Annotated in this window: 27 protein-coding genes and 3 pseudogenes; 11 read left to right on the top strand and 19 right to left on the bottom strand. The window is 38.1% G+C overall.

Annotation, left to right across the window (positions count from 1 at the left end; translation table 11 throughout):
• Position 1: 1 nt before the first annotated feature.
• The 6 genes from QF06_RS07955 to QF06_RS22240 all read right to left on the bottom strand — a co-directional run bounded on the left by QF06_RS07955 (position 2) and on the right by QF06_RS22240 (position 5,464).
• Positions 2-808 (bottom strand): hypothetical protein, encoded by an 807-nt coding sequence (locus QF06_RS07955; protein ID WP_038827866.1) that lies wholly within the window; start codon positions 806-808, stop codon positions 2-4.
• Between the two features lie 126 nt (positions 809-934).
• A complete protein-coding gene (locus tag QF06_RS07950; RefSeq protein ID WP_038827867.1) occupies positions 935-2,149 on the bottom strand; it encodes a Ger(x)C family spore germination protein in 1,215 nt (404 codons plus the stop codon).
• Positions 2,139-3,230: a spore germination protein gene (locus tag QF06_RS07945; protein WP_038827868.1), complete on the bottom strand. Its 1,092-nt coding sequence runs from the start codon at positions 3,228-3,230 to the stop codon at positions 2,139-2,141. The genes QF06_RS07950 and QF06_RS07945 overlap by 11 nt, the downstream gene beginning before the upstream one ends.
• Positions 3,231-3,259: 29 nt before the next feature.
• Entirely contained in the window at positions 3,260-4,822 is a 1,563-nt protein-coding gene (locus tag QF06_RS07940; protein ID WP_072175922.1) for a spore germination protein, read from the bottom strand.
• 293 nt (positions 4,823-5,115) lie between these two features.
• Positions 5,116-5,304 carry a hypothetical protein gene (locus QF06_RS07935; RefSeq protein ID WP_003231626.1) on the bottom strand — a complete coding sequence of 63 codons (189 nt, stop codon included), beginning with the start codon at positions 5,302-5,304 and terminating at the stop codon, positions 5,116-5,118.
• A 37-nt stretch (positions 5,305-5,341) separates the two neighbouring features.
• Positions 5,342-5,464, bottom strand: a complete 123-nt coding sequence (locus tag QF06_RS22240; RefSeq protein WP_015713998.1) for a hypothetical protein — start codon at positions 5,462-5,464, stop codon at positions 5,342-5,344.
• 148 nt (positions 5,465-5,612) lie between these two features.
• Between QF06_RS22240 and QF06_RS07930 the strand changes: the two genes are divergently transcribed.
• A complete protein-coding gene (locus tag QF06_RS07930) occupies positions 5,613-6,047 on the top strand; it encodes an SRPBCC family protein (RefSeq protein ID WP_041850789.1) in 435 nt (144 codons plus the stop codon).
• Positions 6,048-6,110: 63 nt separating this feature from the next.
• On the opposite strand, the gene QF06_RS07925 is transcribed toward QF06_RS07930, so the two are convergent.
• Both QF06_RS07925 and QF06_RS21765 read right to left on the bottom strand, forming a co-directional pair.
• A complete protein-coding gene (locus QF06_RS07925) occupies positions 6,111-6,509 on the bottom strand; it encodes a hypothetical protein (RefSeq protein WP_009967329.1) in 399 nt (132 codons plus the stop codon).
• A 16-nt stretch (positions 6,510-6,525) separates the two neighbouring features.
• Positions 6,526-6,685: pseudogene (locus QF06_RS21765) on the bottom strand (hypothetical protein).
• Between the two features lie 78 nt (positions 6,686-6,763).
• Between QF06_RS21765 and tatAC the strand changes: the two are divergent.
• From tatAC to QF06_RS07900, 5 genes are all read left to right on the top strand, one after another.
• The gene (tatAC, locus tag QF06_RS07920; RefSeq protein WP_003231634.1) at positions 6,764-6,952 is read left to right on the top strand and encodes a twin-arginine translocase TatAC; all 189 of its coding nucleotides are present in this window, start codon (positions 6,764-6,766) and stop codon (positions 6,950-6,952) included.
• Between the two features lie 175 nt (positions 6,953-7,127).
• Positions 7,128-7,325: a spore coat protein CotC gene (locus tag QF06_RS07915; protein WP_043940127.1), complete on the top strand. Its 198-nt coding sequence runs from the start codon at positions 7,128-7,130 to the stop codon at positions 7,323-7,325.
• A gap of 246 nt (positions 7,326-7,571) precedes the next feature.
• Positions 7,572-7,928: a YoqO family protein gene (locus QF06_RS07910; RefSeq protein ID WP_015713993.1), complete on the top strand. Its 357-nt coding sequence runs from the start codon at positions 7,572-7,574 to the stop codon at positions 7,926-7,928.
• Positions 7,929-8,087: 159 nt separating this feature from the next.
• Entirely contained in the window at positions 8,088-8,810 is a 723-nt protein-coding gene (locus QF06_RS07905; protein WP_128441652.1) for a YrpD family protein, read from the top strand.
• A gap of 42 nt (positions 8,811-8,852) precedes the next feature.
• Positions 8,853-9,140: a hypothetical protein gene (locus tag QF06_RS07900; protein WP_015252014.1), complete on the top strand. Its 288-nt coding sequence runs from the start codon at positions 8,853-8,855 to the stop codon at positions 9,138-9,140.
• Between the two features lie 122 nt (positions 9,141-9,262).
• On the opposite strand, the gene QF06_RS07895 is transcribed toward QF06_RS07900, so the two are convergent.
• Together QF06_RS07895 and QF06_RS21760 are read right to left on the bottom strand one after the other, a co-directional pair.
• A complete protein-coding gene (locus tag QF06_RS07895) occupies positions 9,263-10,102 on the bottom strand; it encodes a thymidylate synthase (RefSeq protein ID WP_041850791.1) in 840 nt (279 codons plus the stop codon).
• A 275-nt stretch (positions 10,103-10,377) separates the two neighbouring features.
• Positions 10,378-10,542, bottom strand: a complete 165-nt coding sequence (locus QF06_RS21760) for a hypothetical protein (RefSeq protein ID WP_003231643.1) — start codon at positions 10,540-10,542, stop codon at positions 10,378-10,380.
• A 395-nt stretch (positions 10,543-10,937) separates the two neighbouring features.
• Here QF06_RS21760 and cotU point away from each other — a divergent pair, with 395 nt between their 5' ends.
• Positions 10,938-11,198, top strand: coding sequence for a spore coat protein CotU (gene cotU, locus QF06_RS07890; RefSeq protein WP_003231648.1), 261 nt, complete (start codon positions 10,938-10,940; stop codon positions 11,196-11,198).
• 315 nt (positions 11,199-11,513) lie between these two features.
• Here the strand turns inward: cotU and dutA are convergent, their stop codons facing one another.
• Positions 11,514-11,948, bottom strand: a complete 435-nt coding sequence (dutA, locus tag QF06_RS07885; protein WP_003245820.1) for a dUTP diphosphatase DutA — start codon at positions 11,946-11,948, stop codon at positions 11,514-11,516.
• 29 nt (positions 11,949-11,977) lie between these two features.
• Positions 11,978-12,439: a DUF2691 family protein gene (locus tag QF06_RS07880; protein ID WP_029317844.1), complete on the bottom strand. Its 462-nt coding sequence runs from the start codon at positions 12,437-12,439 to the stop codon at positions 11,978-11,980.
• A 428-nt stretch (positions 12,440-12,867) separates the two neighbouring features.
• Between QF06_RS07880 and QF06_RS07875 the strand changes: the two genes are divergently transcribed.
• Both QF06_RS07875 and alr read left to right on the top strand, forming a co-directional pair.
• A complete protein-coding gene (locus QF06_RS07875) occupies positions 12,868-13,293 on the top strand; it encodes a hypothetical protein (protein ID WP_014479913.1) in 426 nt (141 codons plus the stop codon).
• A 430-nt stretch (positions 13,294-13,723) separates the two neighbouring features.
• Positions 13,724-14,908: an alanine racemase gene (gene alr, locus QF06_RS07870; protein WP_021479223.1), complete on the top strand. Its 1,185-nt coding sequence runs from the start codon at positions 13,724-13,726 to the stop codon at positions 14,906-14,908.
• Positions 14,909-15,009: 101 nt separating this feature from the next.
• On the opposite strand, the gene QF06_RS07865 is transcribed toward alr, so the two are convergent.
• A complete protein-coding gene (locus QF06_RS07865; RefSeq protein WP_041850792.1) occupies positions 15,010-16,425 on the bottom strand; it encodes a sugar porter family MFS transporter in 1,416 nt (471 codons plus the stop codon).
• A 412-nt stretch (positions 16,426-16,837) separates the two neighbouring features.
• On the opposite strand from QF06_RS07865, the pseudogene QF06_RS07860 reads away from it, so the two are divergent.
• A pseudogene (locus tag QF06_RS07860) lies at positions 16,838-17,198 on the top strand (hypothetical protein).
• 214 nt (positions 17,199-17,412) lie between these two features.
• On the opposite strand, the pseudogene QF06_RS21090 reads toward QF06_RS07860, so the two are convergent.
• From QF06_RS21090 to xylA, 3 genes and pseudogenes are all read right to left on the bottom strand, one after another.
• Positions 17,413-17,578: pseudogene (locus QF06_RS21090) on the bottom strand (glycoside hydrolase family 11 protein); the annotation flags it as partial.
• 104 nt (positions 17,579-17,682) lie between these two features.
• Positions 17,683-19,182, bottom strand: a complete 1,500-nt coding sequence (gene xylB, locus QF06_RS07855; RefSeq protein ID WP_043940126.1) for a xylulokinase — start codon at positions 19,180-19,182, stop codon at positions 17,683-17,685.
• Positions 19,183-19,332: 150 nt separating this feature from the next.
• Positions 19,333-20,670 carry a xylose isomerase gene (gene xylA / locus QF06_RS07850; RefSeq protein ID WP_041850794.1) on the bottom strand — a complete coding sequence of 446 codons (1,338 nt, stop codon included), beginning with the start codon at positions 20,668-20,670 and terminating at the stop codon, positions 19,333-19,335.
• A gap of 241 nt (positions 20,671-20,911) precedes the next feature.
• Here xylA and xylR point away from each other — a divergent pair, with 241 nt between their 5' ends.
• Complete coding sequence (gene xylR, locus QF06_RS07845; protein WP_041850795.1) at positions 20,912-22,066, top strand: transcriptional repressor XylR; 1,155 nt, start codon at positions 20,912-20,914, stop codon at positions 22,064-22,066.
• A gap of 137 nt (positions 22,067-22,203) precedes the next feature.
• On the opposite strand, the gene xynB is transcribed toward xylR, so the two are convergent.
• The 3 genes from xynB to QF06_RS07830 all read right to left on the bottom strand — a co-directional run bounded on the left by xynB (position 22,204) and on the right by QF06_RS07830 (position 26,561).
• On the bottom strand, positions 22,204-23,805 hold the full coding sequence (xynB, locus tag QF06_RS07840) for a xylan 1,4-beta-xylosidase (RefSeq protein WP_041850796.1): 1,602 nt from the start codon (positions 23,803-23,805) through the stop codon (positions 22,204-22,206).
• A 30-nt stretch (positions 23,806-23,835) separates the two neighbouring features.
• Positions 23,836-25,227 carry an MFS transporter gene (locus QF06_RS07835; protein WP_041850797.1) on the bottom strand — a complete coding sequence of 464 codons (1,392 nt, stop codon included), beginning with the start codon at positions 25,225-25,227 and terminating at the stop codon, positions 23,836-23,838.
• Between the two features lie 863 nt (positions 25,228-26,090).
• A complete protein-coding gene (locus QF06_RS07830; RefSeq protein WP_041850798.1) occupies positions 26,091-26,561 on the bottom strand; it encodes a hypothetical protein in 471 nt (156 codons plus the stop codon).
• Between the last annotated feature and the right edge of the window lie 13 nt (positions 26,562-26,574).

Below are 26,574 nucleotides of genomic sequence, written 5' to 3'. Positions count from 1 at the left end.
GTCACTTCTTTCTCTTTCGTTTTGTGCGCCTGGCACTGGGGAGCTGCAGGCTAAGAGCGCCGCTTGCAGCGGAAAACACACTCAATAGAACCCACATGAATATTTCGGAACCTAGACAAGCAAACCCAGCAAAAATACAAGCCTGGACACCATGAATGATCCATTTTCTTTTTAAAGGAATCAGCCACAAAATAGCTAAGCCTATCTCCGCTGTTCCTGCCAATATGCTTGTCTCAACACCTGCAAAGCCTTGATAGAACCAAAACAGGCTGAAAAACAGACACATGAACACATAGATGATAGCGGATCGAATAAAGCGCTTCGGATGTTTATTTTGCTCTACCCAAAGCCTTAATGCATCAAAGCTCCAGGCAGTCGCCCAGCCAAGCAGCGGTCGAAATAATAAACGATCGATCCATCTTCCCGGCAGTCCGTAGGCTGTTTTGTATTGGTACTGTGTTAAAAACGTCATTTTCCCATTTTCTCTCTGTATATACTTCCAGTAGCCGCTTCCATGCCGAATCAGAGATAACGGATGATTAGAGCCAAAAGCCAGTGAAGAAGACCTTTCAGATGAACATTTGTTGAAAACACCGACGGTTTCTCCTGTACCTGACACCTTTAATCCAAAGCCTACCCTTGTTTCGTAAAGAAACTTCTGTTTTTCGCATGGTTGTCTATTCAAATACGTAATATTTGAAAACCGGAGATCCCATTCCTTATGCAGTGATGGGTTTTGTGTATATTCCCAGAGTGTATCCAGATCAGATTTCATTTCGATTTCTACATAAATCGGTTTCTGCCTCACAGCCCCTTCTCCCTCCTATTTCAAGCAATTCCTATATTAGCATATTGGTCGATTTGAAAAGTGTATATCTCTCCAAAAAAAGTATAAAAAAGAGAAGAGAGGTTTCCTTCTCTTCCTTGGGATTCATTACTGAGTTTTAACCGTGCCGTAATGAGTAATTGTGACGTTCACACTGTATGTGATGTCGGCTTTACTGAAGGTGTCATCCCAGTTATTTTTCACCCTTTTCCATAAGTGGGGATATGTAAGTCTTAAAGATTCATCAAAACCCGCAACATCTGCTTTATAATCACGCTGAATTTTTTTTAATACCTGACCAACTATTTTCTTTACTTCGTTTTCAATAGTCGTTTCGAGACGATCTATAAACTGGGTGTCCAACGCCTCTTTTGTGTTCCAGTTTTCAACCAAATCGCCTTCTGATTCAATATCGACATGGAATGAAATATTTTTCCCTTTTACGATTGGCTGAATTTTGCTTTTGATTTTATTGATATCGTACGCTATCGTTTGTTGGCTCTTTTTATCATGGCTTTTGACAACTCCGCCTTTCCCTTCTCCTCTAATCCATGTAATTCCCTCAGTTTCATATTCATTTAAAGTGCCTATCATTTTTTTCGATTTTCCGTTGATTACAGCTGCTCCGGAATACTTGACCGCTCCATTCGCCGCAACCACATTTTGCAGTAAAAAGCTGCTGCCAGAATGCAGTTTTCCAATTAGTTTCGCGAGTGTCATAGGGGGAAGAATTCTGGAAACTTTATGTTCATTTTCACCTAATCCAATCAGCCGAAATGCCGGAATTTCTCCGTTCTCTTTCAGCTGGAGAGCGTCTCTTGCTTCCCCTTTAGCAGATAAAACAAGACAGCTCAGCCTGATTTCATTATCACGAAAAAATTGATCCAGCATTTCGTCGATAGGAAATGTGTGCAGCACATCTTCACTCATGACAACAACTTTTAAATGCGGGCTAAACACTTCTCGGTCCCGTCTTAATGCAACCTCACTTCCGATCTGCTGTAATGAATCCCCTGTTTCACTTATATTAATATACGCTTTTTGCGCTCCTTGTCCGCTACCGCCTCCCCCGCTTGTGCCCGCGCCTGCCGCTTTTTCATTAACAAATTGATAGGTCAGCGTAATGTTGTCTTTTTTCGGATAGCTCCCGCCCTCTTCTTTTAACTCTTTTTCAGTGTTCGTTTCTTTTCCTTTATCAATTGCGATAGCGAATGTGAGACCCAGATCTTCTATTTCCCGACTGCTCCAGCATCCTGTTACGCAAATCATCAGCAGACATACCATGACCATAGCAGGCAATTGACGTTTTAGTTTACTTTTCACCTCTTTTCCTCCATTTCGAAATGACTAACAGCAAAATCGGCAAAGCGCCAAATATATACAAAGCGATATGACTGACCGTATCGCCCAATATAAAGACGTCATTTTCATTTTTCGGCATGCAAGAGAGGATATAAATAACAGGAAGCAGCACAAACATACATGAAAGGGGTTTCTTTTTAAAAACTTGTGAGACTCCCAGGGAAGCTGCATAAAAAGTGATAATAAACGTAGCAAAAAGCTGCATAATCCAAATCACAAGCAGGAATGATTCAAACCGTTCAAATATTAAACCAGGTACTTCAAAACTTCTCATCAGGTCAAGCCCCGGCCATGTTCTCGTCACAACTCCCTCAACTGATAGTGCACCGATTACCATAATTAGCGTAATCATATAAAAACTGGTCACAACGCCTGTCCCGATCACAACCGCTTTCACCGCATTTTTCGGCTTTTTCATAAATGCTACTAAAATGAGCATAATTTCTGAACATGTAAATGAAAGGTTCGTTGTCTTTACTCCTCTGAGAACTGGCATGATTCCATCACCTAATACAGGACGCAAATTGTTGATCTCAAATATGCCTAAACTCATGAGGGCTATCGTTAAAAAGATGATGACCGTAATCGGAAAAATCATTTCAAAAAGCCGTGCAATCGGATCTAGGCCTTGTGTAATTGAATAAAGCCCAATCCAAAGAACTGTCATAATGATTGCCCAAGACGGTGTCCCTTCGAGGAGAAAAAAATCCACGATTTCGGACATGACTCTGACTTCAAATGCACCGAGTGCAAGAAAATAAGTAATAAAAACAATACTGATTAAATGCCCGAGCCATTTTCCTACAATATGTCGGGAGTATTCATAAAAGGTCTCCTGAGGATACTGCTGGCTTAATTTAACTATAATCATCCCGGCTATTACCGCTAGGACCCCGCCTAATAAAACTGAAATCCATCCATCAGGAGATTGTGTTTGTTCTGTTACTGTCCGAGGGAGCGTAAGAACTCCGGCAGCAAGCATATAATTAATGATGATAATCGTTGCCTGAGCGGTTGTGATTTTACTGGTTGGGCTGAACATGAGACTTTATCACCATCCTGTTAAGTTCATCACTTCACCCGTTTTGTATTATCTGTATTCATCATTTTAGGCCGGCGCTTCATGACTAAAAGAGGCATTCTGATAACAAAGTCTTTCCAATCTTTTAATTGATAGGGCACTGCCGGACTTGCGTATGGCACACCAAAGCTCTTTAGTTTTACGACATGGCTGCTTAGCAGCAGATAATACATAATGACTCCAAACAATCCAAACACCGCCGCACAAAACATCGCGCCAAACCGAAGCATCCGAAGTGCTATACCTGTGCTATAATGCGGGATGGCAAATGAAGAAATTGCTGTGAGCGCAACAACAATGACCATGATTGGACTGACAATCCCCGCCTGCACAGCTGCTTCCCCGATGATTAATCCGCCAACTATGCCAATTGCGGGTCCAATCGGTTTTGGCAGACGAAGCCCCGCCTCTCTTAAAATTTCGATTGCGACTTCCATAAATAAGGCTTCAATAAGGGATGGGAACGGAACACCTTGGCGCGTCCCGGAAATTGAAATCGCCAGCTTGGTCGGAATTAACCCCGGATGAAAAGAAATAAATGATATATATAAAGCGGGTGCGAATAACGTTATCATTGCTGCGATGAACCTCAGCAATCTGATGAGCGAGCTCGGGAACCATCGTTCATAATAATCTTCAGGCGATTGAAGCATCATGCTGAAAGTGACTGGAACAATCAAAGCAAACGGAGTGCCGTCAAGCAGAATGGCTACTCTTCCTTCCATTAATCCGCTTATGACGCGATCAGGACGTTCTGTACTCTGTACTTGCGGGAACGGGCTCAAATAATTATCCTCAATTAACTGTTCAACGTAGCCTGACTCCGGCAAATGATCGATCTCAATCCCTCTCACTCTTTTTCTTACTTCCTCGACTACTTTTGGATCTGCAATGTCATTCATATAAGCGATGATTAAATCCTTTTTTAATCGTGTTCCTACTTCAAATCTCTGCAATGTTAATTGATCATTTTTTCCTTGCTGTCTCAAAAGAGCTGTATTCGTACTCAACTCTTCTGTAAAGCCTGTGCGCGGCCCTCTGACAAGCGCTTCTGAAAGCGGCTCCTCGATACTTCGATTTTGTTTTTTTACAGTTCCCAGAAGAAAGGCCTGCGGTATTCCATCAATGAGAAGCGCTGTCGAACCCATGAAAACATTCAACACGATATCACTGATTTTCTCTGATTCTATGACATCACCGATTGATACGATTTGATTTTTTATCTGTTTCGAAGTTAAAATACCTTTGCCGGATTGAGAAATTTCATCGCTTACCTGATTAGGTTGATTCATGACTAACACTGATAGTCCTTTATTAATCAAGTCCTGATCAGACAGTCCTTCAACAAAGATCAATGCCGCTTTCACATGTAATTGAGTGATTTCAAGCTCACGGAAATGAACGTCCCCGTTATGTCCTATTTTTCTTTTTACATGTTCTAAGTCGTATCCGATGTTACCGGTTAACACATCCTGATCCTGCTTTTCAGCTGTCGAATAATCTGATTTATGCTGCTTCTGTGTTTTGTACTGATTGTTCCGCCACCTCATCATTGCACCTTCTTATACATGAATCCAAGTAAACACTTTATAGATTACATATGGAACGAGAAATACTACTAACGCTTGAAACCACACATTCCAATCAGTAAGTGTTGATATCATGTTATCCATCTGTCATTTCCCCTCTCTCTAATAGGATTATTTTTCCCGTATACCTATTTTTTATGTTCGTCTTTTTTCTCAATAAAAAAAGCATGATGAACATTTCATCATGCTTTTAAAGAAATCAACCTGACCATTTTGCATAATTAACACAAAATGAGCCTTTTAGCAGTCTGGGAAAACTAAAATTCCAGCTTGAAGCTTTCTGCCTGATCTGAAACTTCCACAGGAATCCCCATTATCGTTTTCGGTTTGGAAACGTAAACAAAGCGCATTTCTTCCTCTAATTGCTGAAACGCTTTTTCACTAACTAAAATTCTGGCCGGCTTCCCTGGACTGTTATCAATGGCTGCTTTGATTTTTCCAAGCATAAAAAACCTCCTGTTTTAGAAAATGGCTCATTTACTATTAAAACAAAAATCGCAAAATAAATTGGCTGAACAGGAATTCCAGTTCAAACATAACAGTTGCGGCTGAGCAAACAAGCATGAACGAAATGACAACATACACGTCTCTCTCTTTCTCGAACATGCAGAATTCTCCCATTCACAGATCAGACTGGCGACTGACACGCTGTTGAACAGCAGCTCTAGCATAAATAATGCACGCTATGGACATGATCTTATTAGTTATTATATGATTGAATTGAAAAAACATCATATGTCAAGAGGTAAACGAAATGGCTCAAAACAACGAAAACACATTACCAGATATTACAAAAAGCATTACCCTAGAGGCTCCCATTCAGAAAGTCTGGGAGACAGTCTCTACTTCAGAAGGCATTGCCAAGTGGTTTATGCCCAATGACTTTCAGCTCAAAGAAGGACAAGAATTTCACTTACAATCACCGTTTGGGCCGTCCCCTTGTAAAGTTTTGGCTGTTCAAGCTCCAACTGAACTTTCTTTTGAATGGGATACAGAAGGATGGGTCGTTACCTTTCAATTAGAAGACTTGGGGGAAAAGACAGGGTTTACCCTTATTCACAGCGGCTGGAAAGAGCCGAATGAAGTGATCGGCAAAGCAAACGAGAAAAGCTCCGTCGTTCGCGGCAAGATGGATGGCGGCTGGACTGGCATTGTAAATGAAAGGCTTCGCAAGGCTGTCGAAGCATAAAAAAAGAGAGGTATCTCTCTTTTTTGTTCTTTCCCAAGGGTTATACTTCACAATTTGAGTCCATCAATCATAAAACGTAACAGTTTTAGATTTACCAGAGTAATCGGTAACAAAGAACTCGGCCTTGTTATTGCTCCCATCTACAAATTTTCCAATACTGCCAAAGGTGTGGCATTCTCCGGGTGAAAAATAGTTTGCCCCTACATAATCATCAGGATTGTCACCGGGATCATCCTCATATAAGTGCAGTGAAACAGAAAAAGGAGTGCTTCCTGAAAGGCACACTCTAAAATCTCCTCCGGTCGAGTATACCGTCGGACTTGAGTAAGTATATGTGTAAGTCCCCAACTTATCCCACTCTCCAGCCCCCGCAGTTCCGGCTTTTTCTGCTTGTGCCGTTAATGGAAAAACCGCAGCCAACCCTAAAACAGACAAAAATCCAACTACCTTAGTGAATCTCATCAGCTACACCACTCCTCTATTTCAATGATAGCCGCAGATACGTTTGTATCATTTTCGGCAGAGCTACATAATTGATCCAGCCTGCCTCCCTGCTTCTTAGGCAGGTGGCATTGGACATTATATTCAGCAGCAGCCGTTTTATGAATCTGCCTTTGTGCTGGTTTTAAAATGTTCAAAATAAATGCATTCCCATTTGTACTGCTATCTCTTATAATTTGTTTAAAAGGTTGTACTTCAATCAGGGGGAAAAGGATATGGAATTAAGCTTCACAAAAATACTCGTTATTTTGTTTGTGGGTTTTTTAGTATTTGGGCCTGATAAACTGCCGGCGCTTGGCCGTGCAGCAGGAAAAGCCTTATCAGAATTTAAACAAGCAACAAGCGGACTGACTCAGGATATCAGAAAAAATGACTCAGAAAACAAAGAAGACAAACAAATGTAGGATAAATCGTTTGGGCCGATGAAAAATCGGCTCTTTATTTTGATTTGTTTTTGTGTCATCTGTCTTTTTTTAATCATTTGGACAGCCCTTTTTTCCTTCTATGATTTTAACTGTCCAAGCCGCAAAATCTACTCGCCGTATAATAAAGCGTAGTAAAAATAAAGGAGGAGTATATATGGGTTATTACAAAAAATACAAAGAAGAGTATTATACGGTCAAAAAAACGTATTATAAGAAGTATTACGAATATGATAAAAAATACTATGACCACCATGATAAAAAATATGATGACTATGATAAAAAATATTATGATCACGATAAAAAAGACTATGATTATGTTGTAGAGTATAAAAAGCATAAAAAACACTACTAAACGCCATTAACATCTCCTCGTTTTTACTTTCCCCCGGCTATTGCCGGGTCTTTTTTTGTTTGTGCACTATATGTATATTTCTGAAGCTCCCCTTTCTATGAAAACCTTGGTGACTGAATCTGAAAAAGAATAGTGAATATTTAGTACATAGTTTAGTTAGTTCATAAGTGAGCGCATTCAGTTTATTGCAGTTACAAAGAAACTTTTATAAACTCTTTGAGGATCATACATAAAAGGAGAGGTTTTTTGTATAGAAACATCGTATTTTATCTCATTTTACTTTGTCTATTTATATCAGTTGTCATGAAAAGCTTTGAGGTGATAAGCACAATAGCCAATGTTATCTGCTTTGTTTTCGTATTGCTGTATTTTAAAGATGAAATGAAAACATACTCACGTAAAGCGTTAGCAATCCTAAGTATTTGTTTTCTTTTCTTAGTCGGTATCTGTGCTTTTATCATTTTACAAGGACAGACATTGATGAAACGTCACCTCTTTTTTACAGGCTGGGAAACGATAGCGGGCATCCTTTTAATAATCGTTTCTTTAAGCATTTGTACTTTTATTTTGAGGAAAATTTCAAATCGGTTAAAACGATTGTGATCTCATTCTTTCCTCTGATAAAGGTATATAGCTTTCAGATTGGCGAAGCGTTTCGTCCCTTACTTTACTCAAAATGAAATATTTTTCGATTTATATACATCAATCCAGTTCCAAAATAAGGTATAATAAATGGCGAAACCACTATCTAAAGGGGAAATTTTGATGAAAAAAGTATTGATTGCAGGTGCAGTAGGAACAGCAGTTCTTTTCGGAACCCTTTCATCAGGTATACCAGGCTTACTCGCGGCAGACGCTCAAGTCGCAAAAGCAGCATCCCAGCTGCCTAACGGAATCGGCGGCCGTGTCTACCTGAACAGTACGGGCGCCGTTTTTACAGCTAAAATTACGCTTCCTGAAACTGTAAAAAACAACGACTCGGTCTCCACTCCCTATATTTATTCTGGCTTTAGGGCAACAAGCGGAACTGAAGCAGATATCGGGCTTCAGTACAGCAAACAATACAATGTCTGGAAGCCCCTCATGAAGGTTGGGTCCAAAAATGAAGAAACGTACATCGAAGGAAAAGACAAATTCACATACAATAAAGGCTTCCGCCCTGGAAGCACAGTCCAAATGACAATCTATAAAAATTTAAGCGGCAATACGCGCATGACCCTTTGGGGAACGAACAATGACGGCTACACCGGACGGATTATCACAGAAATTCAAGGAACCAACATCGGCACGATTTCAAAATGGAAAACCCTTGCTACCGCGGCTGTTTCGTATGAAAGCCAGCGTGATGCGATCAAAGCAACCTTTTCGACATCTTTTAACAACATCACAATCGACAATAAAGCCGTCACTCCTGAGGTAGATACACAGGATTTCGCAAAGGTTTCAGTTGCAGGAAATAACGTTACGATCTCTGTTAATAAATAAACGAAGCAGCAAAAAGCCGCCAGCATTGTCTGGCGGTTTTCATTGGAGCATACTGGTCATAGTTCGTTTCTTCAGCTCTTTTGTTTAAACCTAACTTTAATAAGGGTGGAAATTGGTATGAAATATGAAAAATCAAGTCTTTTTGGAATGATTTTAGTTATTGTAGCACTTCTAATATCTATATATTTTATGTGTAATACAAATGCGTTGGTACCTGCTGGATATGATTTAGCTATTCATGGAATTGTAATATCTAGAACTGTAATGATTGCTTTTACTTTGTATTTAGTTTCAAAGTTAGGATATTTTCTTCTGAATAAAAAAGATTAACTGTAGAGTTAATCTTTTTTATGTATTATACGTGTTTGTCCTTCAATTTTTATTCATCTTCCAGATTGCTTAATGAAATTAGGATACCTGCTATCCATTCACTGCACAATAAAAAGGCAGCATTAAACCGCTACCTCAAATAAAAGCTTGTCCCCATGTTTATAGTTGATTAATTTGAAATCATCAATGGTAAAGTTATAAAAATCTTTCACTTCAGGATTGATCCATAGTTCAGGTGCTTCAAACTGTTCTCTTTCCATTTGAATTTTCAAATTGTCTATATGACGTGTGTACACATGGCAATCCCCAATGTTAAAGATATATTCACCAAGCTCATAACCTGTGACTTGAGCAATCATGCGCTGCAACACATTATACTGAAAGACATTGAATGGATTTCCCAACGCCATATCATTGCTCCGTGCTCTTACCTCCAGATGGAGTTTCCCTTGTTTAACGTACCATTGTGTCTCGTATACACATGGTGTTAAGGCCATTGCGTCTAATTCATCAGGATTCCAAAGCATTGTAATGTGTCTCCGTGAAGATGGGTTGTTCTGCAATTGATGAAGAAGATAATCAATCTGATCCACTTTTTCTCCATTTAGACTTCTGTTTTTCTTCCCCAGCTGAAATCCATATGCATGTCCGATGGTGCCGTCTTCTTGTTTCCACTGATCCCAAATATGTACGCCCATCTTGTTTAAATCATTAACATCATTAGATTTCAGCTGCCAAATCCAGAGCAACTCTTTAATGGCTGTTTTCCAGGCAACCTTTTTTGTCGTTAAAATAGGAACCTCTGAGTTGTCGAATCTCATTTGCTTACTCATTACACTTAGAGTATGTGCCGGTGTTCCATCTGAGTCCCACTTGGTTCTTACATCAAATTCTTCGTCTGAGATTCCATTATTGATAATATCCTTTATAATTGAATTGTATTGTTTATCGAATTGCGTCATGACTATTCATATCCTTCTTTCATTTTCAGTTGCTAAGCATAATTTATTACGAATACAATATTATCGCAAATACTAAGCACTCGCAGATAAAGTGAGGATCTTATTCCACTCACTGTGTGTTTAAAGAGGAGTTAATAACCCCCTCTTTTACACCTGTATTTCTCCATAACATAGTCTGTCACATAGCTCATAGTTACCGCCAGTTTGGTACATACACCGTTGATAACATTGTTGAGGATTATAAGAAATGGTTTGATATTGCGGCACATAAAAATTCAAATAGTCAGGTGTTTGTGTATACCAAATTGGAAATTGTCTAAACACATTAAATCCTCCAATAGCTTTTTCTGATTTAATGCATTGTATTTTACCTCAATATCAATTGTCATTTGTCCATGTGCAATTGGGCTTTCTTTAAAATAAATTCTCTCTAATTTCATTCATTTGATCATTAACAACTTTTTTATGATATTTGGCAGCGGTTCATTCCTTATATGATCTGTTTCTAACCGGTTTTGATGTTTGTTTTGATGTCTAACTCTAAACCCTTCAAAAGCAGTGTTAAAAATCACATCATAGAGCTCTTGAATCTTAACCATAACGTTCAAATATTCTTCAATGAGAAAGTCCCTTTTTACGTATACTAATCTTCTCTATACACTTTACTATTATTTTACAGTGATTGAGTGCTCTCTCTCGCTCTTAAACAGCTATCCGTTTTGTTTTTCAGAAAGTGTTTTAAACAGCCTCTTTTTACTATTCTTATTTTATTTGACCATACCATATCATTTAAACTTCATAAATTAAATTCGAATAACATAAAGGAGGAATTTAATTGGGTTATTATAAAAAATATAAAGAAGAGTATTACACTTGGAAAAAAACATATTACAAAAAGTATTACGACAATGATAAGAAGCATTATGATTGCGACAAGTATTATGATCATGATAAAAAACATTATGATTATGATAAAAAGTATGATGACCATGATAAAAAGTATTACGATGATCACGATTATCATTACGAAAAAAAGTATTATGATGACGATGATCATTATTATGATTTTGTCGAATCATATAAAAAACATCACTAAATCTCTTAAACGTCTATTTATTCCCCGGCGACATACCGGGGGCTTTTTTATGATATTTATCGACGGTACTCAGATTTTTTTGTGAAGTCTTATGTCTCATTTCATCTTATATTTTGAACTTGTTCTCATGGCTGCTGTAAATTCAATTATTAATGAACACATGTCATTTAACTTGGCTTATTATTAGTGGCATTACTAGTTTGTAGTTGCCTTCCCCTACTTATAAAAATTTAGATAAAAGTATTTCTTTGTACCTTGGCTGAAACCTCCATTGATCAATCACACAGCATGAAGACAGCCAAGGATTTATTTTGTTTACTTAGTACCTGTTGAACCGAGTCCTCCTCTATCCTCGTTTCCCAAATGCTCGACTTCAACCAATTCAACCGCCGGCATTTTCTTCATGATTCTAAACTGGCAGATACGATCACCCTTCTTAATTTCAGTATCACGCAATGCATAAGCGGGAAAGAACCAGAAATCGTTGTCTCCCTTATATGACTCATCGATAACACCCATTGAATTTGTTTGAATAACGCCAAAGTTCTTATATGTACTTGAACGAGGGACGACATGTGCTTCGTAACCTTCAGGCAGCTCCATTGCAACACCTAATGGGACAAGCTTAAATTCATCTTTTTTGATTGTTACATCTTCAGCTGCCCGAAGATCAATCCAGTCTCCCTGCTCAATTTTGCTGATTCTTGTTTGTGTTTCATCTAGATACTTGATTTTAATTTGCATTGTCATGTACTAGCTCCTTTAATTTTTATTGACTATCATACAGTAAGGCTTGTTCTTGTGTCATTTTCATCAGTTATAAATTGAACGTCTTCAAAATCATTCTGTAAAGCATTGAAGTAAAGTTTTTCAATGATATTTTTGTTTTTACAGTAAATCGAAACGTAGCTATTATCTGCTATCAAAAGGACAAGTTCGCAATCACTGTCAGCAAACTCTTCATATGTATTGACTTGATTAACCATTTTTCCATATGGAAATGCTTTCAGTTCAACGAAAATGGTATAGTACTGATTCGTTTTTAATTGTTGCTCAAAAACTGCCCCTTCAACAATTGCGTAGTCATGAAAAAGCTCCTCATCATCGAGCTCTCCTTCTACAACAAAATAAGATTCCCCACTCGTTTGCCACCTATAATTAGCTATTTCTACCGGCTGCAGTATTCTCCATAGAAAATTTCCATATTCATTCGGTATTTGAAAACTAACTCCCCTATTCATGTATACCCCTTACTTAAACGATTTTTGTGAATACGAGTTTAATTATATACTCTAATGTTAGGTTTATGGAACAAGGAATCGACTGCCTTTTCAACCGATTATCTTTTACAGAATTTCCTCAGCCCTCCTCATTTAAAAGGTTCTTCAATGTTCATAACAATAGACGCCCTCTTGTTCTCTTGTCTTTGTTGAGAAAAGTTAGCCAGTCAGTGCCTTCATATGTAGTGTCCTGCTTGTCTCAGACCGTACTTGATTACGCTTTAATCATCCTGATGTTATGACATGTTTACTCCGTCATAAATATTCACCAGAAATAAACATACCCTTTTTGTATTTCTTGTGAATTATAGGATTTCCCAAAGGTCTTTCCAACTCTTTACCGAATGTATAATTTTGTAATTTATTTCTTATATAGGAGATGAAGAAAAGTGTTTAAGAAAATTGTGGTAGGTTCGATTTTAGTTAGTTCAATTACAGGATTAAGCTCTACTTATGCTTCAGCTGCATCAATTGACCACACACCTAAAAAAGTCACTGCGTTTGCCGCACAATCCGATATTATACTAGAAGAGGAAGAAACGTTTAGAGGTGACGGAAAATTTTATTTTGATTATTATGGAAGTGAAGATGGCGAAATCAGAGTTTTTGTTGAGAATACAGGAAGCAATCCATTTGAATTCAAAATTGTAAAACCAGGTGGTGGAACAATCGCTTCCGGCTATACAGTTAAACCTGGCAAAAGTGTAACTCTAACTCTTGACGTATCACACTATAAAACCGGAACATATTATATTCGCTGTCAAAATGATGATGGAGCTAAGATAAAAGCTTTTGCAAAAGTGCGTGCTCTCTAATAGGAATCCAATGGAGCAAGGAAGATTGCTGTTACTTCCTTGCTTTTTCTGTGCTTCTATACTGCAAACATCAAACATCAAACATCAAACATCACTAATTCTAACCTGTATCCTTTGTATTGATGAACGGTAAGTATTTCCTGATTAGATTTCTCGTTATCATCTACCCTTAGAAAAAAATGTCCCAAAACAAATAATCATTTTTGTAATCCTCGGTCGCCGTACCCATTAACACCCCACTTACAAGCCTCATGTATCCCGTACTTGCTATTATTCGAACATTGATAGGCACCTTCTCGTATCACATGGATTTGCTGTTGAATGATTTCAAATAAAGTTGAATAAAATAAGATCGAATCATCCAACAATTAACATTTATTCTTGCGGCAATAGGTGGTATTTACAATCCATAAGAAGGAAGGAAGCGTTGATGATAAAGCTTTGCCGAGAAGTTTGGATCGAAGTCAATCTTGATGCCGTTAAAAAGAATTTGCGAGCGATTCGCCGTCATATTCCACATAAGAGCAAAATTATGGCTGTCGTAAAAGCGAACGGTTATGGTCACGGGTCTATAGAAGTGGCACGCCATGCACTGGAACACGGGGCGAGTGAGCTCGCTGTTGCCAGTGTGGAGGAAGGAATCGTTTTACGAAAAGCTGGGATTACAGCACCTATCCTTGTGCTTGGTTTTACATCCCTTAGTTGTGTAAAGAAGTCAGCAGCTTGGAATATAACATTATCAGCATTTCAGGTTGATTGGATGAAAGAAGCAAACGAGATATTGGAAAAAGAAGCGAGTGCTAACCGGCTGGCCATTCATATTAACGTGGATACCGGCATGGGACGATTAGGTGTACGCACAAAGGAAGAACTTTTAGAAGTAGTGAAAGCCTTAAAGGCAAGTAAATTCCTCAGATGGACAGGGATTTTCACACATTTTTCGACAGCTGATGAACCGGACACAACACTCACAAAGCTGCAGCACGAAAAATTCATCAGTTTTCTCAGCTTTTTAAAAAAACAGGGGATTGAGCTGCCCACCGTGCATATGTGCAACACGGCTGCAGCTATCGCATTTCCGGAATTTAGCGCTGATATGATCCGTTTAGGTATCGGCTTATATGGTTTATATCCTTCAGCCTATATTAAACAACTAAACCTCGTTAAGCTTGAACCTGCGTTAAGTTTAAAGGCGCGCATCGCTTATGTGAAAACCATGCGTACAGAACCCCGAACCGTTAGCTATGGTGCTACATACGTCGCAGAACCTAATGAAGTAATTGCTACACTCCCGATTGGCTATGCTGACGGCTATTCTCGTGCCCTTTCCAATCGCGGGTTTGTTCTTCATCGCGGAAAACGAGTGCCAGTGGCGGGAAGAGTAACAATGGATATGATCATGGTCAGTTTAGGAGAAAACGGTGAAGGTAAACAAGGAGAAGAAGTCGTGATTTACGGTAAGCAAAAAGGAGCCGAGATTTCCGTTGATGAAGTGGCTGAAATGCTCAATACGATTAACTATGAAGTCGTGTCTACATTAAGCCGCCGCATCCCTCGTTTTTATATAAGAGATGGCGAGATTTTTAAAGTATCAACTCCAGTATTATACGTGTAGAACATCTTAAAATGCTGAATCAAAATCCCTCTACCAGAGGGATTTTGATTTTTCTGAAACTAAAAAAATCCCTCCTATAAGAAGAGAGATTTTCAACATATTTATACCTCAATAATTGATTGTTCAGGAGTATTATGATCTTGTCGAGAACGAAAATGCTCTTCTAATTCTTCAAGTGTACGCCCCTTTGTTTCCGGCATGAATTTGTATACAAAACCGATTGCCAATACACCTAAAGCCACAAATATAAAGAATGTAAAAGACAAACCTACAGAGCTAAGCAAGATCGGGAAAGCAAAACCGATCACAAAGTTTAATATCCAAAGGAAAAAAACACTTATCCCAGAACCAAGTCCTCTTAACCTTTGAGGGAATATTTCCGCTATGACAAGCCAAGTCACAGGTCCTACACACCCTTGCATAAAGGCAAGAAATAAAACGGTCAAAGAAAGCACTACATAAGGAAGTGCCATAGATCCATCAAGCACAATTGAGAAAATTGCAATCAATAGGAGAGCTGTAGTCGTCCCCGCCAAACCAATCAATAATATTGGACGCCGTCTCACTTTTCCGACCAGCCAAATCCCAAATATAACTGCAATAACTGATATCAGCCCATTTCCAATATTAGCGATTAAAGCCGCTTTTGTACCAAAACCAGATTCTTTAAGGATTTGTGTGCCATAATACATAATCGAGTTCACACCTGTAATTTGATTCACTATGGCAACACCGATTCCAATCCATAAAAGACGGCGCAGCCATGGTGTAGAAAAGTCCTTGAGTGATGCCTTTTCTAGTGCTGTATCTTTTTCTACCGCTTCTTGAATTTCTCTACATTCAGCTTCTGCACGTTTATCTTCTCGAATTTGTTTAAGAACTCGCAGCGCCTCACTGTTTTTGCCTTTGGAGATTAGCCATCGGGGGCTTTCTGGTACCTTAAGCATACTGGCAAATAACATGATAGCCGGTACAGCACAAATGACAAGCATGTATCTCCAAACATGTCCCGTATTTGCCATTGTTACACCGAGAATCGCATTAAAAACATATGCTAAAAATTGCCCGCCAACAATCATTAGTTCATTTTGGGTTACCATACGCCCTCTCTTTTCATGCGGTGCCATTTCTGCTAAAAAGGCCGGCACCATCGCCGAGGCTCCTCCAACAGCCAGCCCCAGTAAAAAACGAAAGACCGCCATGATGAAAACATTAGGTGCTAACGCTGTTCCCAGTGATGCCAGGAAAAATAAAAAGGAAAGATTAAGGATCATTTTACGGCGGCCATATCGATCAGCCAATCTTCCGCATAACAACGCTCCAAACGCGGCACCTAATAATAGAATACTCGTAACAAGCCCTTCTGTAACCGGTGTTAAATCAAGCTGATCTGGCCTTGCCATAAAAGGTAAAGCTCCATTTATAACTCCGGTGTCATATCCAAAGAGAAGCCCTCCAAAAGTTGCTGAAATCATTATTAATTTCAACCTTCGATTTCGATGTTCATTCATATCCATTTCCCCTGCCTTTATTAAGAATACTTAATAAGCTCTTTCAGTGTGGATATTGAGTCAAAACTAAAGTCATCTCTATCTTAGATTTTCGCCTCTGGATTTGTAACCGTTTACATTTTTAGCCAATAGAATAAACCTAAGCTATTAGTTGTTATGTTGTAGTAATGTTTTTGTCACATTATTGTCATTTCTCATATTATCATAATTCCAAAAGCATTTTCAGTCAATATTATTTTCAGGATTATTTATTTCCGCTATGTAATGGTGATGTTTTGATCATCTCGTTGTGAAGTTAACTATTGGCAATTTGAGTGTTATAAGTTCCCTTGAAGTTTTCCATTCACAAAAAATGTCCATATCGTTATAATGATGATGTTTAATCGCGAAAAGAGAAAATGATAAAGAGGGAATCAATATGAAGAAGATTTTGATCAGTATGATCGCAATCGTTTTAAGTATTACTTTGGCAGCTTGCGGATCACATCACGCAGCCAAAAACCATTCAGATTCTAATGGGACGGAGCAAGTCTCTCAAGATACTCAATCTAATGAATATAATCAGACAGAACAAAAGGCCGGCACGCCTCATTCAAAAAAGCAGAAGAAATTGGTCAATGTTACATTAGATAGAGCAATAGATGGAGATACGATTAAGGTTATTTACAACGGAAAGAAAGACACAGTTCGATGAGCAAGAAGCAAAATCAGATAAACTGTCAATTTGGAGTAAGAGCGGTTATGTGACAAACAGAGGATTTAATGGCTGTGTGAAATAGAAAAACACTGTTCGTTAAAAAAAGCAGCAAACCTAGCAGAATGCAGTTTCCAAAGAATGAGAAAGAGATGATGGCGTGTCTAGTTTCCATTCTGCTTATCAAGCTAAAATCATGCAACTAGCCTGTAAAATTTCCGCTGTATAGTAACAATAAAAAACACCCCTTCACGTCAATGTGAGGGGGTTATTTGTGTGTAAACATCCTTCCTATTTCATCATAAATCAAGAGATCCCTCTACCGTCGTTAGCGCGGTTTCATACATCTTACCCATTGGCATTCCTAAGCTTCTCCACTTCTTGAAGTGTTCGCTGACAGAATACGGTTCCGCTCGTTCGTTTTGTCTGCTGGACACTCCAATACTGTTTAAAGGTTGCGATACCTTATTCTCACCATCTTTTCAAAAGAAGGCAGCCATGTCATCAAAGGCCTTTGATGATGATTGATCATTAATTGTTTTTCGGTTGATCTCCGGACAATAACATCATTAGTTTTTTCGAAAGCTCTTCAAAGCTGTATTGAGATCCTTTGTGTGAGTATAAATGTTCTTATACAAATCAAATAGTGTTTTATATTTTTGAACATTTTGTGCCTTTGGATAAAATGCAGCAGCCTCACGAATGAACTGCTCTGCACATTCTTCAAGTGATTCAAACCAACCGCTTCCAAAGGCAGCCAGCATTGCAGCCCCCATAGCTGGCCCTTGTTCATTTTCTAACTTAATTACCCTCGTATTGAAAATATCAGCTTGCATTTGCAGCCACGTATCATTTTTAGCTCCCCCACCAATAGAAACAACAGTATGAACTGATTTTCCCGCTTCGCGGAATAGCTCAATTGATTCATGTAAAGAGAATGTGATACCTTCCATTATTGCCCTCAAAAAATGCTTTCTATTATGGGCTCCATCCATTCCGATCAAGCTTCCCCGAATAGAAGAATCAGCATGCGGCGTTCTTTCACCAACCAAATAAGGAGTGTATAGCAGTCCATTGGCTCCTATCGGAATAGCTTCCACCCCCTGCAATAATTGCTCAAACGATTCGTTTGGTGCAAACGTTCTTTTAAACCAGTCCAAGCTGTATCCTGCAGCGAGCGTGACGCCCATCGTATAAAAAGAATCCTTTTTTCCATGATTAAAAAAGTGGACTTTCCCTTTAAAGTCTCTTTCTTTTTCTTCTTCGTAGGAAAGTATGACCCCTGACGTCCCAATACTGCATAATGTTTTTCCGGAAGAAAGGATACCTGCTCCAATAGCGCCGCAAGCATTATCTGCTCCCCCAGCGTACACTTTTGTTTTTTCTAATAGCCCGGTCTTCGCGGCAACGTGCGGAAGCAGCGATCCTACACAATCATGAGATTCAACAAGCGGAGGACAAATATCTGCAGAAATACCAATTTGATTGCAAATATCATTGCTCCACTCCTTGCGAGTAATATGTAAAAGTAAAGTTCCTGCTGCATCGGAGTATTCGGTGTGAATGACACCGGTCATACGGAATCGCACGTAGTCTTTCGGAAGCAAAAACACAGCAGCTTTTTTAAAAAGTTCAGGTTCATGTTCCTTTACCCATAACATTTTAGGTAATGTAAACCCTTCTAAAACACGGTTTTTTGTGATGTCAAGAAGATGATCGCCAAATTTCTCGGTCATCCTTATACATTGAGGCGTTGTTCTGGTATCATTCCAAAGAATTGCATTACGTAACACCTGACGATCTTGGTCAAGCAGTACTAATCCATGCATTTGTCCCGAATAGCTTATCCCGTCAATATCCTTGGCTTGAACATTGGATATAGAAACCAATTCAGTCAATGCTTCAATTGTTTGCTGCACCCAGTCTTCAGGATTTTGCTCACTATATCCCGCCTTCTCTTGGATGAGCGGATACCTTTTGGACGTTTCTGCACAAACCTTGCCGTTTTGGTTAACTAAAATGGTTTTAACAGCACTCGTTCCAAGATCTATTCCAATGACATACTTCATTTTTTCACTCCTTGCCCTTTTAAAAAACCATTCACTCTAAATAAATCCTAATTATAGAAGTTACCCGTCATAACAACAAGCAATAGGAAAGGAATCATGACGGGTAATTCAGTGATTTGGTATTGATAGCAGGATCTGGAGCTTATCCTGTTATACTTCTAAAATGTATTGGTTCAATATCGCTTTTAATTTCTCCTGTCTTCCCGATTCGTTTTTAATTGATTTATGATTTAGCGCATATTGCTCAAGTGTGTGGAAATTAGCTCTTCCTTCTATAATTTCAAGACCAATCCCTTCAGTAAAGCTGCGGTAACGATGTTGAATCACATCTTCAAACACACGATCTTCGATTAATTTGTGGGCAACTTTCAATCCTCTTGCAAATGCATCCATCCCTGCAATATGGGCATATATTAGATCATCAGGCTCGAAAGAAGATCTTCTGACCTTCGCGTCAAAGTTTAATCCGCCGCTTCCTAGGCCGCCATTTTGCAGGATTTCGTACATTGCTAATGTCGTAGAATATAAATCCGTCGGAAATTCATCCGTGTCCCAGCCTAAAAGAGGATGACCCTGGTTTGCGTCAACAGAGCCAAGCAGACCATGTACTCTTGCCATGCGTAATTCATGTTCGAATGTATGCCCGGCTAATGTGGCATGATTGGCTTCAAGATTTAATTTAAAATGATTGTCTAAGCCATATTGCTTCAAAAAGGCAATGGTTGTTGCTGCATCTGTATCGTATTGATGGGTGGTCGGCTCTTTTGGTTTTGGCTCAATCAAAAACTGCCCTGTGTACCCGATTTCCTTCGCATAATCCACTGCCATATGCATAAATCTAGCCAAATTATCAAGCTCAAATTTTAAATCGGTATTTAACAATGTTTCATATCCTTCACGGCCGCCCCAAAATACATAGTTCTCAGCGCCAAGCTCTTTTGCTGTTTCTAACCCTTTTTTCACTTGTGCTGCAGCATACGCAAACACATCTGCATTGCAAGAAGTCGCGGCACCATGGACGAAACGGGGATTCGTAAACATGTTTGCGGTATTCCATAATAGCTTAACGCCGCTATTTCTCATGTAATCTTTAATCATGCCCACGATCATATCTAAATTTTGGTTTGTCTCTTTTAGCGTACTGCCTTCTGGTGCAATATCCCGGTCATGAAAAGCAAAGAATGGTGCATCTAGTTTTTCAAACATCTCAAATGCTGCTTCTACTCTCATCTTCGCTAGATCCATGCCTTTATAGTGATCCCATGGTCTTTGCATCGTACCTGCTCCAAAAACGTCTGTTCCATCAGCGGTAAATGTATGCCAATAGGCAATAGAAAATCGCAAATGCTCTTTCATCGTTTTTCCGCCGATTACTTCTTGAGGATTATAATATTTAAATGCTAAAGGATTAGTCGAATCTTTCCCTTCGTAAACCACTTTGTTTGCGCTTCCAAAATAGTTGATTGAACTGGAATGAGATTGAGCCATGTGATTTCCCCCTTAAAAATAAATTCATTCAAATACAGATGCATTTTATTTCATATAGTAAGTACATTACCTATTAGTTTGTTGTTTAAACAAACTAACTTATTTTCATCTTATATAACCTCGTCAGTATTTTCAATATTTTTTTTAGTTTTTTATGAACACATTAGATATAATAAAGATAAGATTCGCTATGTACTATGTTCATACTTAATTTAAAGGTTATACAAATGGAGTGGATGAAGTGGATATCGCAGATCAAGCCTTTGTTAAAAAAGTAAATCAAAAGTTATTATTAAAAGAAATACTTAAAAATTCACCTATTTCAAGAGCAAAATTATCTGAAATGACTGGATTAAATAAATCAACTGTTTCATCACAGGTAAGCACGTTAATGAAAGAAAATCTGGTATTTGAAATAGGTCAAGGACAATCAAGTGGCGGAAGAAGACCTGTCATGCTTGTTTTTAATAAAAAGGCAGGATACTCCGTAGGAATAGATGTTGGTGTGGATTATATCAATGGCATTTTAACAGACCTTGAAGGAACAATCGTTCTTGATCAATACCGCCATTTGGAATCCAATTCTCCAGAAATAACGAAAGACATTTTGATTGATATGATTCATCACTTTATTACGCAAATGCCCCAATCTCCGTACGGGCTTATTGGTATAGGTATTTGCGTGCCTGGACTCATTGATAAAGATCAAAAAATTGTTTTCACTCCGAACTCCAACTGGAGAGATATTGACTTAAAATCTTCGATACAAGAGAAGTACAATGTGCCTGTTTTTATTGAAAATGAGGCAAATGCTGGCGCATATGGAGAAAAAGTATTTGGAGCTGCAAAAAATCACGATAACATTATTTACGTAAGTATCAGCACAGGGATAGGGATCGGTGTTATTATCAACAACCATTTATATAGAGGAGTAAGCGGCTTCTCTGGAGAAATGGGACATATGACAATAGACTTTAATGGTCCTAAATGCAGTTGCGGAAACCGAGGATGCTGGGAATTGTATGCTTCAGAGAAGGCTTTATTAAAATCTCTTCAGACCAAAGGGAAAAAACTGTCCTATCAAGATATCATAAACCTCGCCCATCTAAATGATATCGGAACCTTAAACGCATTACAGAATTTTGGATTCTATTTAGGAATAGGCCTTACCAATATTCTAAATACTTTCAACCCACAAGCCGTAATTTTAAGAAATAGCATAATTGAATCGCATCCTATGGTTTTAAATTCAATGAGAAGTGAAGTATCATCAAGGGTTTATTCCCAATTAGGCAATAGCTATGAATTATTGCCATCTTCCTTAGGACAGAATGCACCGGCATTAGGAATGTCCTCCATTGTGATTGATCATTTTCTGGACATGATTACAATGTAATTTTTTAAGGAATGGACAGCTCATCTTTAAAGATGAGTTTTTTTATTCTAGGAGTATTTCTGAAGCAATAGTGACATAGGCACCTTCTCATATGAAAAAGGAGTTCTAAAATAGAAATCTCCTTTTTCATGTGCAAATTATTTTTCTTTATAACGAAAATATCTAAAGTCGGCCGGAATATGATTACCACTGGTATCTTGGCATTGCATCCCTACAAAGGCCCCTGTGAAGAATCCTCCCCCACGGATGTAATCATCTGATAATTTTTTCGATTCCAGTGCAATGTCAATTTTGTGCCAATCTTCTTTGTTAAAAGAATAGAAATAATAATATTTGTCCTTTTCAATATTTACTCTTAAATATACATACTTTACTTCACGAGGAATAACAATTTTATTGTGTAATGGCTGTGAAAAAGAAAAGTTGTCACATATTGTTAATTCAAGAATGCGGCCAAGTTCTTCATCATGCGTGACTTGAAGAGCCGTCCAGTTCTCTGTATTGTAGTAATTCACCAATCCAGCGGCTTGTTGAAAATTTTCCGGATAAAACTCAACAGCAGTTTCGGCTTCAAAATGGAGACTTTGCCAGCGTCTGGCTACAAATGCCTGAGTAAATGTCGAGGTCAATGATTCATGACCGAATAATCGTAAATGATTTGGCGCTTGAGTCAATGAACCTAATTCATTCGTGAATGGAATCCTTAAAGTTTGAAAATTTATATTTAATGTTGAATCCTCAAATTCATCAACTTCCGGGTACGTTGCTTCAAATATTGTTTCGGGTATAGAAGGTGCATCTACCTCCAAGCTTCCTTCTTTTCCACCTACTACATAGGGCCATTCATCTTTCCAGTAAAGTTTTTGAATAGCTGTTTCTCTGCCCAAAGGACAGTATCCTCTCTGCTGAAAAATTGAATCATCGTCAGGATGAATAGGACGTCCCGTTAAATGAGCTAAATACCACTCATCTGTATGTGTTTGAACAATGGATGCATGACCACATTTTTGCAATGGATTTCCTGGGTCATGCCATGACGTTAAAATTGGATTATCGGGATGAACTTCATATGGCCCCTCAATATTTGCAGAACGGGCAATTGTAGCAGCATGTTCGTACCGTGTTCCTCCTTCTGCAGTTAATAAATAATAATAGTTCCCGATATGATAAAGGTGCGGAGCTTCTGTCAGTTTTCTATCCGTTCCTTCAAATATAACTTTTGGTTTACCGATTAATTTTTGCTCTTTATCAGAATATTCCTGTATAACAATTCCTCCAAATGAGTGCCGATCAATACGGTGATCCCATAACATATTTAATAAATACTTTTTTCCATCCGTATCATGGAACAAAGAAGCATCAAACCCCGAGCTATTTAATTTAATCGGCTCACTCCAATCACCATTAATCGTTTCACAGGTAACTAAATAATTGTGACAATCTTTCCATGCGCCATCTACTACCTTAACATCCGTATAGATCAGCCAAAACTTCCCATCACTATAGCTTAAACATGGTGCCCAAACTCCACCTGAATTTGGGTTTCCTTTCATGTCTAATTGTGAAACTCTCTGTAATGGATGTGCAACTAAGTGCCAATTTACTAAATCTTTTGAGTGGTGTATCTGGACTCCCGGAAACCACTCAAATGTAGATACAGCGATATAATAATCCTCTCCTGCTCTACAAATACTTGGATCGGGATTGAATCCTTTAAGTACGGGATTGGTAATCTTCATTTGGGACTCCTCCTCAGTTTATTTTCTTTTTTAAGCCTTGAAATCATCAATATGATCCAAATAAACTTTGTCTCTATTCTCTAATTCTCGAACCATGTTTTTATATTTTTTCTCATCTAAGTTATAGAAATTAATATCAATTAAAGCTAGAACAAGCAAGAACACGGGAATAATGGTTGTTGTAATTAAAATCCCCATTAATGCCGTCGGGGTTTGTGCCTGATTTGCTACATATCCAAACTTATCAAGAACCAGACCCGGAACAACTCCTCCTAAGGCCATACCAAACTTAAAGAAAAATCCGATTATAGCGTAAATGAGCCCACCCATTCTTTTCCCAGTCCTGTACTCTCCATATTCAATTGTTTCAGGAATAAGCGCCCACATATATCCCCCGGCAGTGAGACTTCCAGCAGCAGCGATTAATCGACAGAAAAGTATGAGGTAAACATTACTTGGCGGAACAAACAGTAAAGCTAAGAGGCCGATAATATTCAGTAATAATGCATAGTTTAGTAATTTCTTTTTCCCCAAAAATTGATGAAGCCTTGGAATAAACGGTAAAATGACCAAAGCGGGCAAACTTCCTATCAAACCGTACCACTTCACCAAATCCTCTCTTTCTAAGTTATACGTTACGTAGTAAATGCCAACCGAATTACTGATGGAATTCACTCCAAAAATAATAATAAAGAAAATACTTAATACAACAAGTGGACGATTAACACGAAACTGCTCAAATATATCCGTAAATTTAATTTTCTCTTCGGATTTTTGAAGAGTGACCCGCTCTTTTGTGCTTTTAAAACAAAAGATTAAAAGGCACCCGCCTATCATTCCCAAAATACCCATGGTTAGTTGCCAGCCAAGAGACTCGTTGCCGGAAGTATCGCTTAAATAAGCAGCCAGTAAGGGAACAAAAAATGCAACGACAAGTCCCCCAAGATTCGCAAATAACATGCGAACAGAAGTTATACTAACAACTTCTTGATTATTTCTAGTCATTGCAGAAGTTAACGCGCCATATGGAACGTTTATCGTTGTGTATGTAAGCGACAAGCCAACATAGGTTATATAGGCATATATTAATTTCCCCATACCCGAAAAGTCTGGTGTTGTAAAACAGAGTATTGCCAGTATGACAAATGGAAAAGCTCCGAATAAAAGATACGGTCTAAAGCGTCCAAATCTGCTGTTCGTTCTGTCAACTATTGTTCCGATAAAAGGATCAGCGAGAGCGTCGATTATTCTAACCACTAAAAACATAGTACCGGCTGCTGCTGCCGATAAACCAAAAACATCTGTATAGAAGAACAAAAGATACGTAGACACTGTTGCATAAATTAAATTACAAGCAAAATCTCCAGACGCATATCCAACTTTTTCAACCATGCTAATCTTCTTTACATTTTCACTGAGCATGATTTCTCCCCTTTTCGATCCTTTAATATGGAACAGTGTGAAACGGTATAACAATTTCTCGAATTTACGGTCAGTAAACTTTTATAAAAGCGCTTTCAAAACAATGCAAAAAATATGGTGATCAGCAAGCAAAAAATTCATCTTTTTTCGTCATACCTTATATACTTGGAAAAGGATAAAAGCCTCATTCTTTCGTTTCTTATATTGTTTAGCTCCATTAAATCGACCCTCTTATCCCCCTTCCATCCATATTAGTAAGATCTTATCTTGTGGATAATGAAAGTTCATTTTATTAGTTTGTTGATCGAACAAACTAACTTGATTTAATATTATAAAATCCTTTCAACTTTTTCAACATCTTTTTCAGAAAGTTTAAGCAGAATGAATTAAATATTGATTTTTGACTGTTTCGTTATATTCAGTGTCTCAAATATTTGCGAATGTCATGTATCAGTTAACGACGATTAGTCCAAAACAGATTCTTGTGTAAACACATGACAAAGATGATCTATGCGAAATAAAGAATTGGTTAGTGGTAAGTTGCATTTAAGAGTTTGATAAAGGTGATCACAGGATGTATGGAGACTGTTAGCCTAGATTTATGCTGATGGCAAGCCCGGTCATGAATTGAAAGAACAGGAATGGCCAGAATAGTTTATGTTATAAGTCCAACCCTACATACATATATCAATACAGGAAAGATAAATAAGAAGCAAAAATTGAAAAGCTTTCAACCGGAGTAGAAATGGCTTTTTGACTGTCTGAGGATTAATGGCTGTGTTAAACACTATGATTTATCCTTTCAAACTTATTTTAATCTTAAAAATTTTAATTGAGACTGGAAACAAAAGAGAATACAGAAATTAATTCCGTATTAATTTATTCAATATGTTAATTTTACTTTGGTCTTTATGATTCTTCTTCCTTCTTCTATAACCATCTAATAAAGACTTTTTATAAACCTTGAGGTAATCATCAATCGTTAGCAAATGATATTTCGCTCCGCCATCTTCAAAAACCTCTAGATTATTATAGTCTACATCTGCAAATGCTTTTAAATCCTCAATGTAAGCAATGCCTATTTTTGTATTAGTTTTCTTAAATTCATGCTCATGTAAATCAACCATTTTGTATCCATGCAGTTCCATCACTTTTTTTAGTTTTTCCCACTTTTCCTCTAAAAAAATTAAAGGAATAAGGAGATCAATATCTTCTGGGGAAAAGTCTAACCCAGTTACCTTTTCAAGACCTAAAGATCCATATAATAATGGAATTATGCCTAACTCTTTATTAAACGTTTTAGCTATATTGATAAATTCATTATACAATTTCATTTTTACCTCCCTA

The organism is Bacillus sp. YP1 (assembly GCF_000877815.1).
Lineage (GTDB): Bacteria > Bacillota > Bacilli > Bacillales > Bacillaceae > Bacillus > Bacillus subtilis.
This window is presented reverse-complemented; position numbering and strand designations above follow the sequence as displayed.

Coding starts and splice junctions, on each gene's coding strand:
- alr (WP_021479223.1), top strand. CDS start 13,724: ATGATAAAGCTTTGCCGAGAAGTTTGGATCGAAGTCAATCTTGATGCC.
- QF06_RS07865 (WP_041850792.1), bottom strand. CDS start 16,425: ATGGATATGAATGAACATCGAAATCGAAGGTTGAAATTAATAATGATT.
- QF06_RS07925 (WP_009967329.1), bottom strand. CDS start 6,509: ATGAGATTCACTAAGGTAGTTGGATTTTTGTCTGTTTTAGGGTTGGCT.
- QF06_RS22240 (WP_015713998.1), bottom strand. CDS start 5,464: ATGTTCGAGAAAGAGAGAGACGTGTATGTTGTCATTTCGTTCATGCTT.
- dutA (WP_003245820.1), bottom strand. CDS start 11,948: ATGACAATGCAAATTAAAATCAAGTATCTAGATGAAACACAAACAAGA.
- xynB (WP_041850796.1), bottom strand. CDS start 23,805: ATGAAGATTACCAATCCCGTACTTAAAGGATTCAATCCCGATCCAAGT.
- QF06_RS07940 (WP_072175922.1), bottom strand. CDS start 4,822: ATGATGAGGTGGCGGAACAATCAGTACAAAACACAGAAGCAGCATAAA.
- QF06_RS07935 (WP_003231626.1), bottom strand. CDS start 5,304: ATGCTTGGAAAAATCAAAGCAGCCATTGATAACAGTCCAGGGAAGCCG.
- QF06_RS07945 (WP_038827868.1), bottom strand. CDS start 3,230: ATGTTCAGCCCAACCAGTAAAATCACAACCGCTCAGGCAACGATTATC.
- QF06_RS07915 (WP_043940127.1), top strand. CDS start 7,128: ATGGGTTATTACAAAAAATACAAAGAAGAGTATTATACGGTCAAAAAA.
- QF06_RS07895 (WP_041850791.1), bottom strand. CDS start 10,102: ATGACGCAATTCGATAAACAATACAATTCAATTATAAAGGATATTATC.
- QF06_RS07835 (WP_041850797.1), bottom strand. CDS start 25,227: ATGCTCAGTGAAAATGTAAAGAAGATTAGCATGGTTGAAAAAGTTGGA.
- tatAC (WP_003231634.1), top strand. CDS start 6,764: ATGGAATTAAGCTTCACAAAAATACTCGTTATTTTGTTTGTGGGTTTT.
- QF06_RS21760 (WP_003231643.1), bottom strand. CDS start 10,542: ATGAAATTAGAGAGAATTTATTTTAAAGAAAGCCCAATTGCACATGGA.
- QF06_RS07830 (WP_041850798.1), bottom strand. CDS start 26,561: ATGAAATTGTATAATGAATTTATCAATATAGCTAAAACGTTTAATAAA.
- xylA (WP_041850794.1), bottom strand. CDS start 20,670: ATGGCTCAATCTCATTCCAGTTCAATCAACTATTTTGGAAGCGCAAAC.
- xylB (WP_043940126.1), bottom strand. CDS start 19,182: ATGAAGTATGTCATTGGAATAGATCTTGGAACGAGTGCTGTTAAAACC.
- QF06_RS07880 (WP_029317844.1), bottom strand. CDS start 12,439: ATGAATAGGGGAGTTAGTTTTCAAATACCGAATGAATATGGAAATTTT.
- QF06_RS07930 (WP_041850789.1), top strand. CDS start 5,613: ATGGCTCAAAACAACGAAAACACATTACCAGATATTACAAAAAGCATT.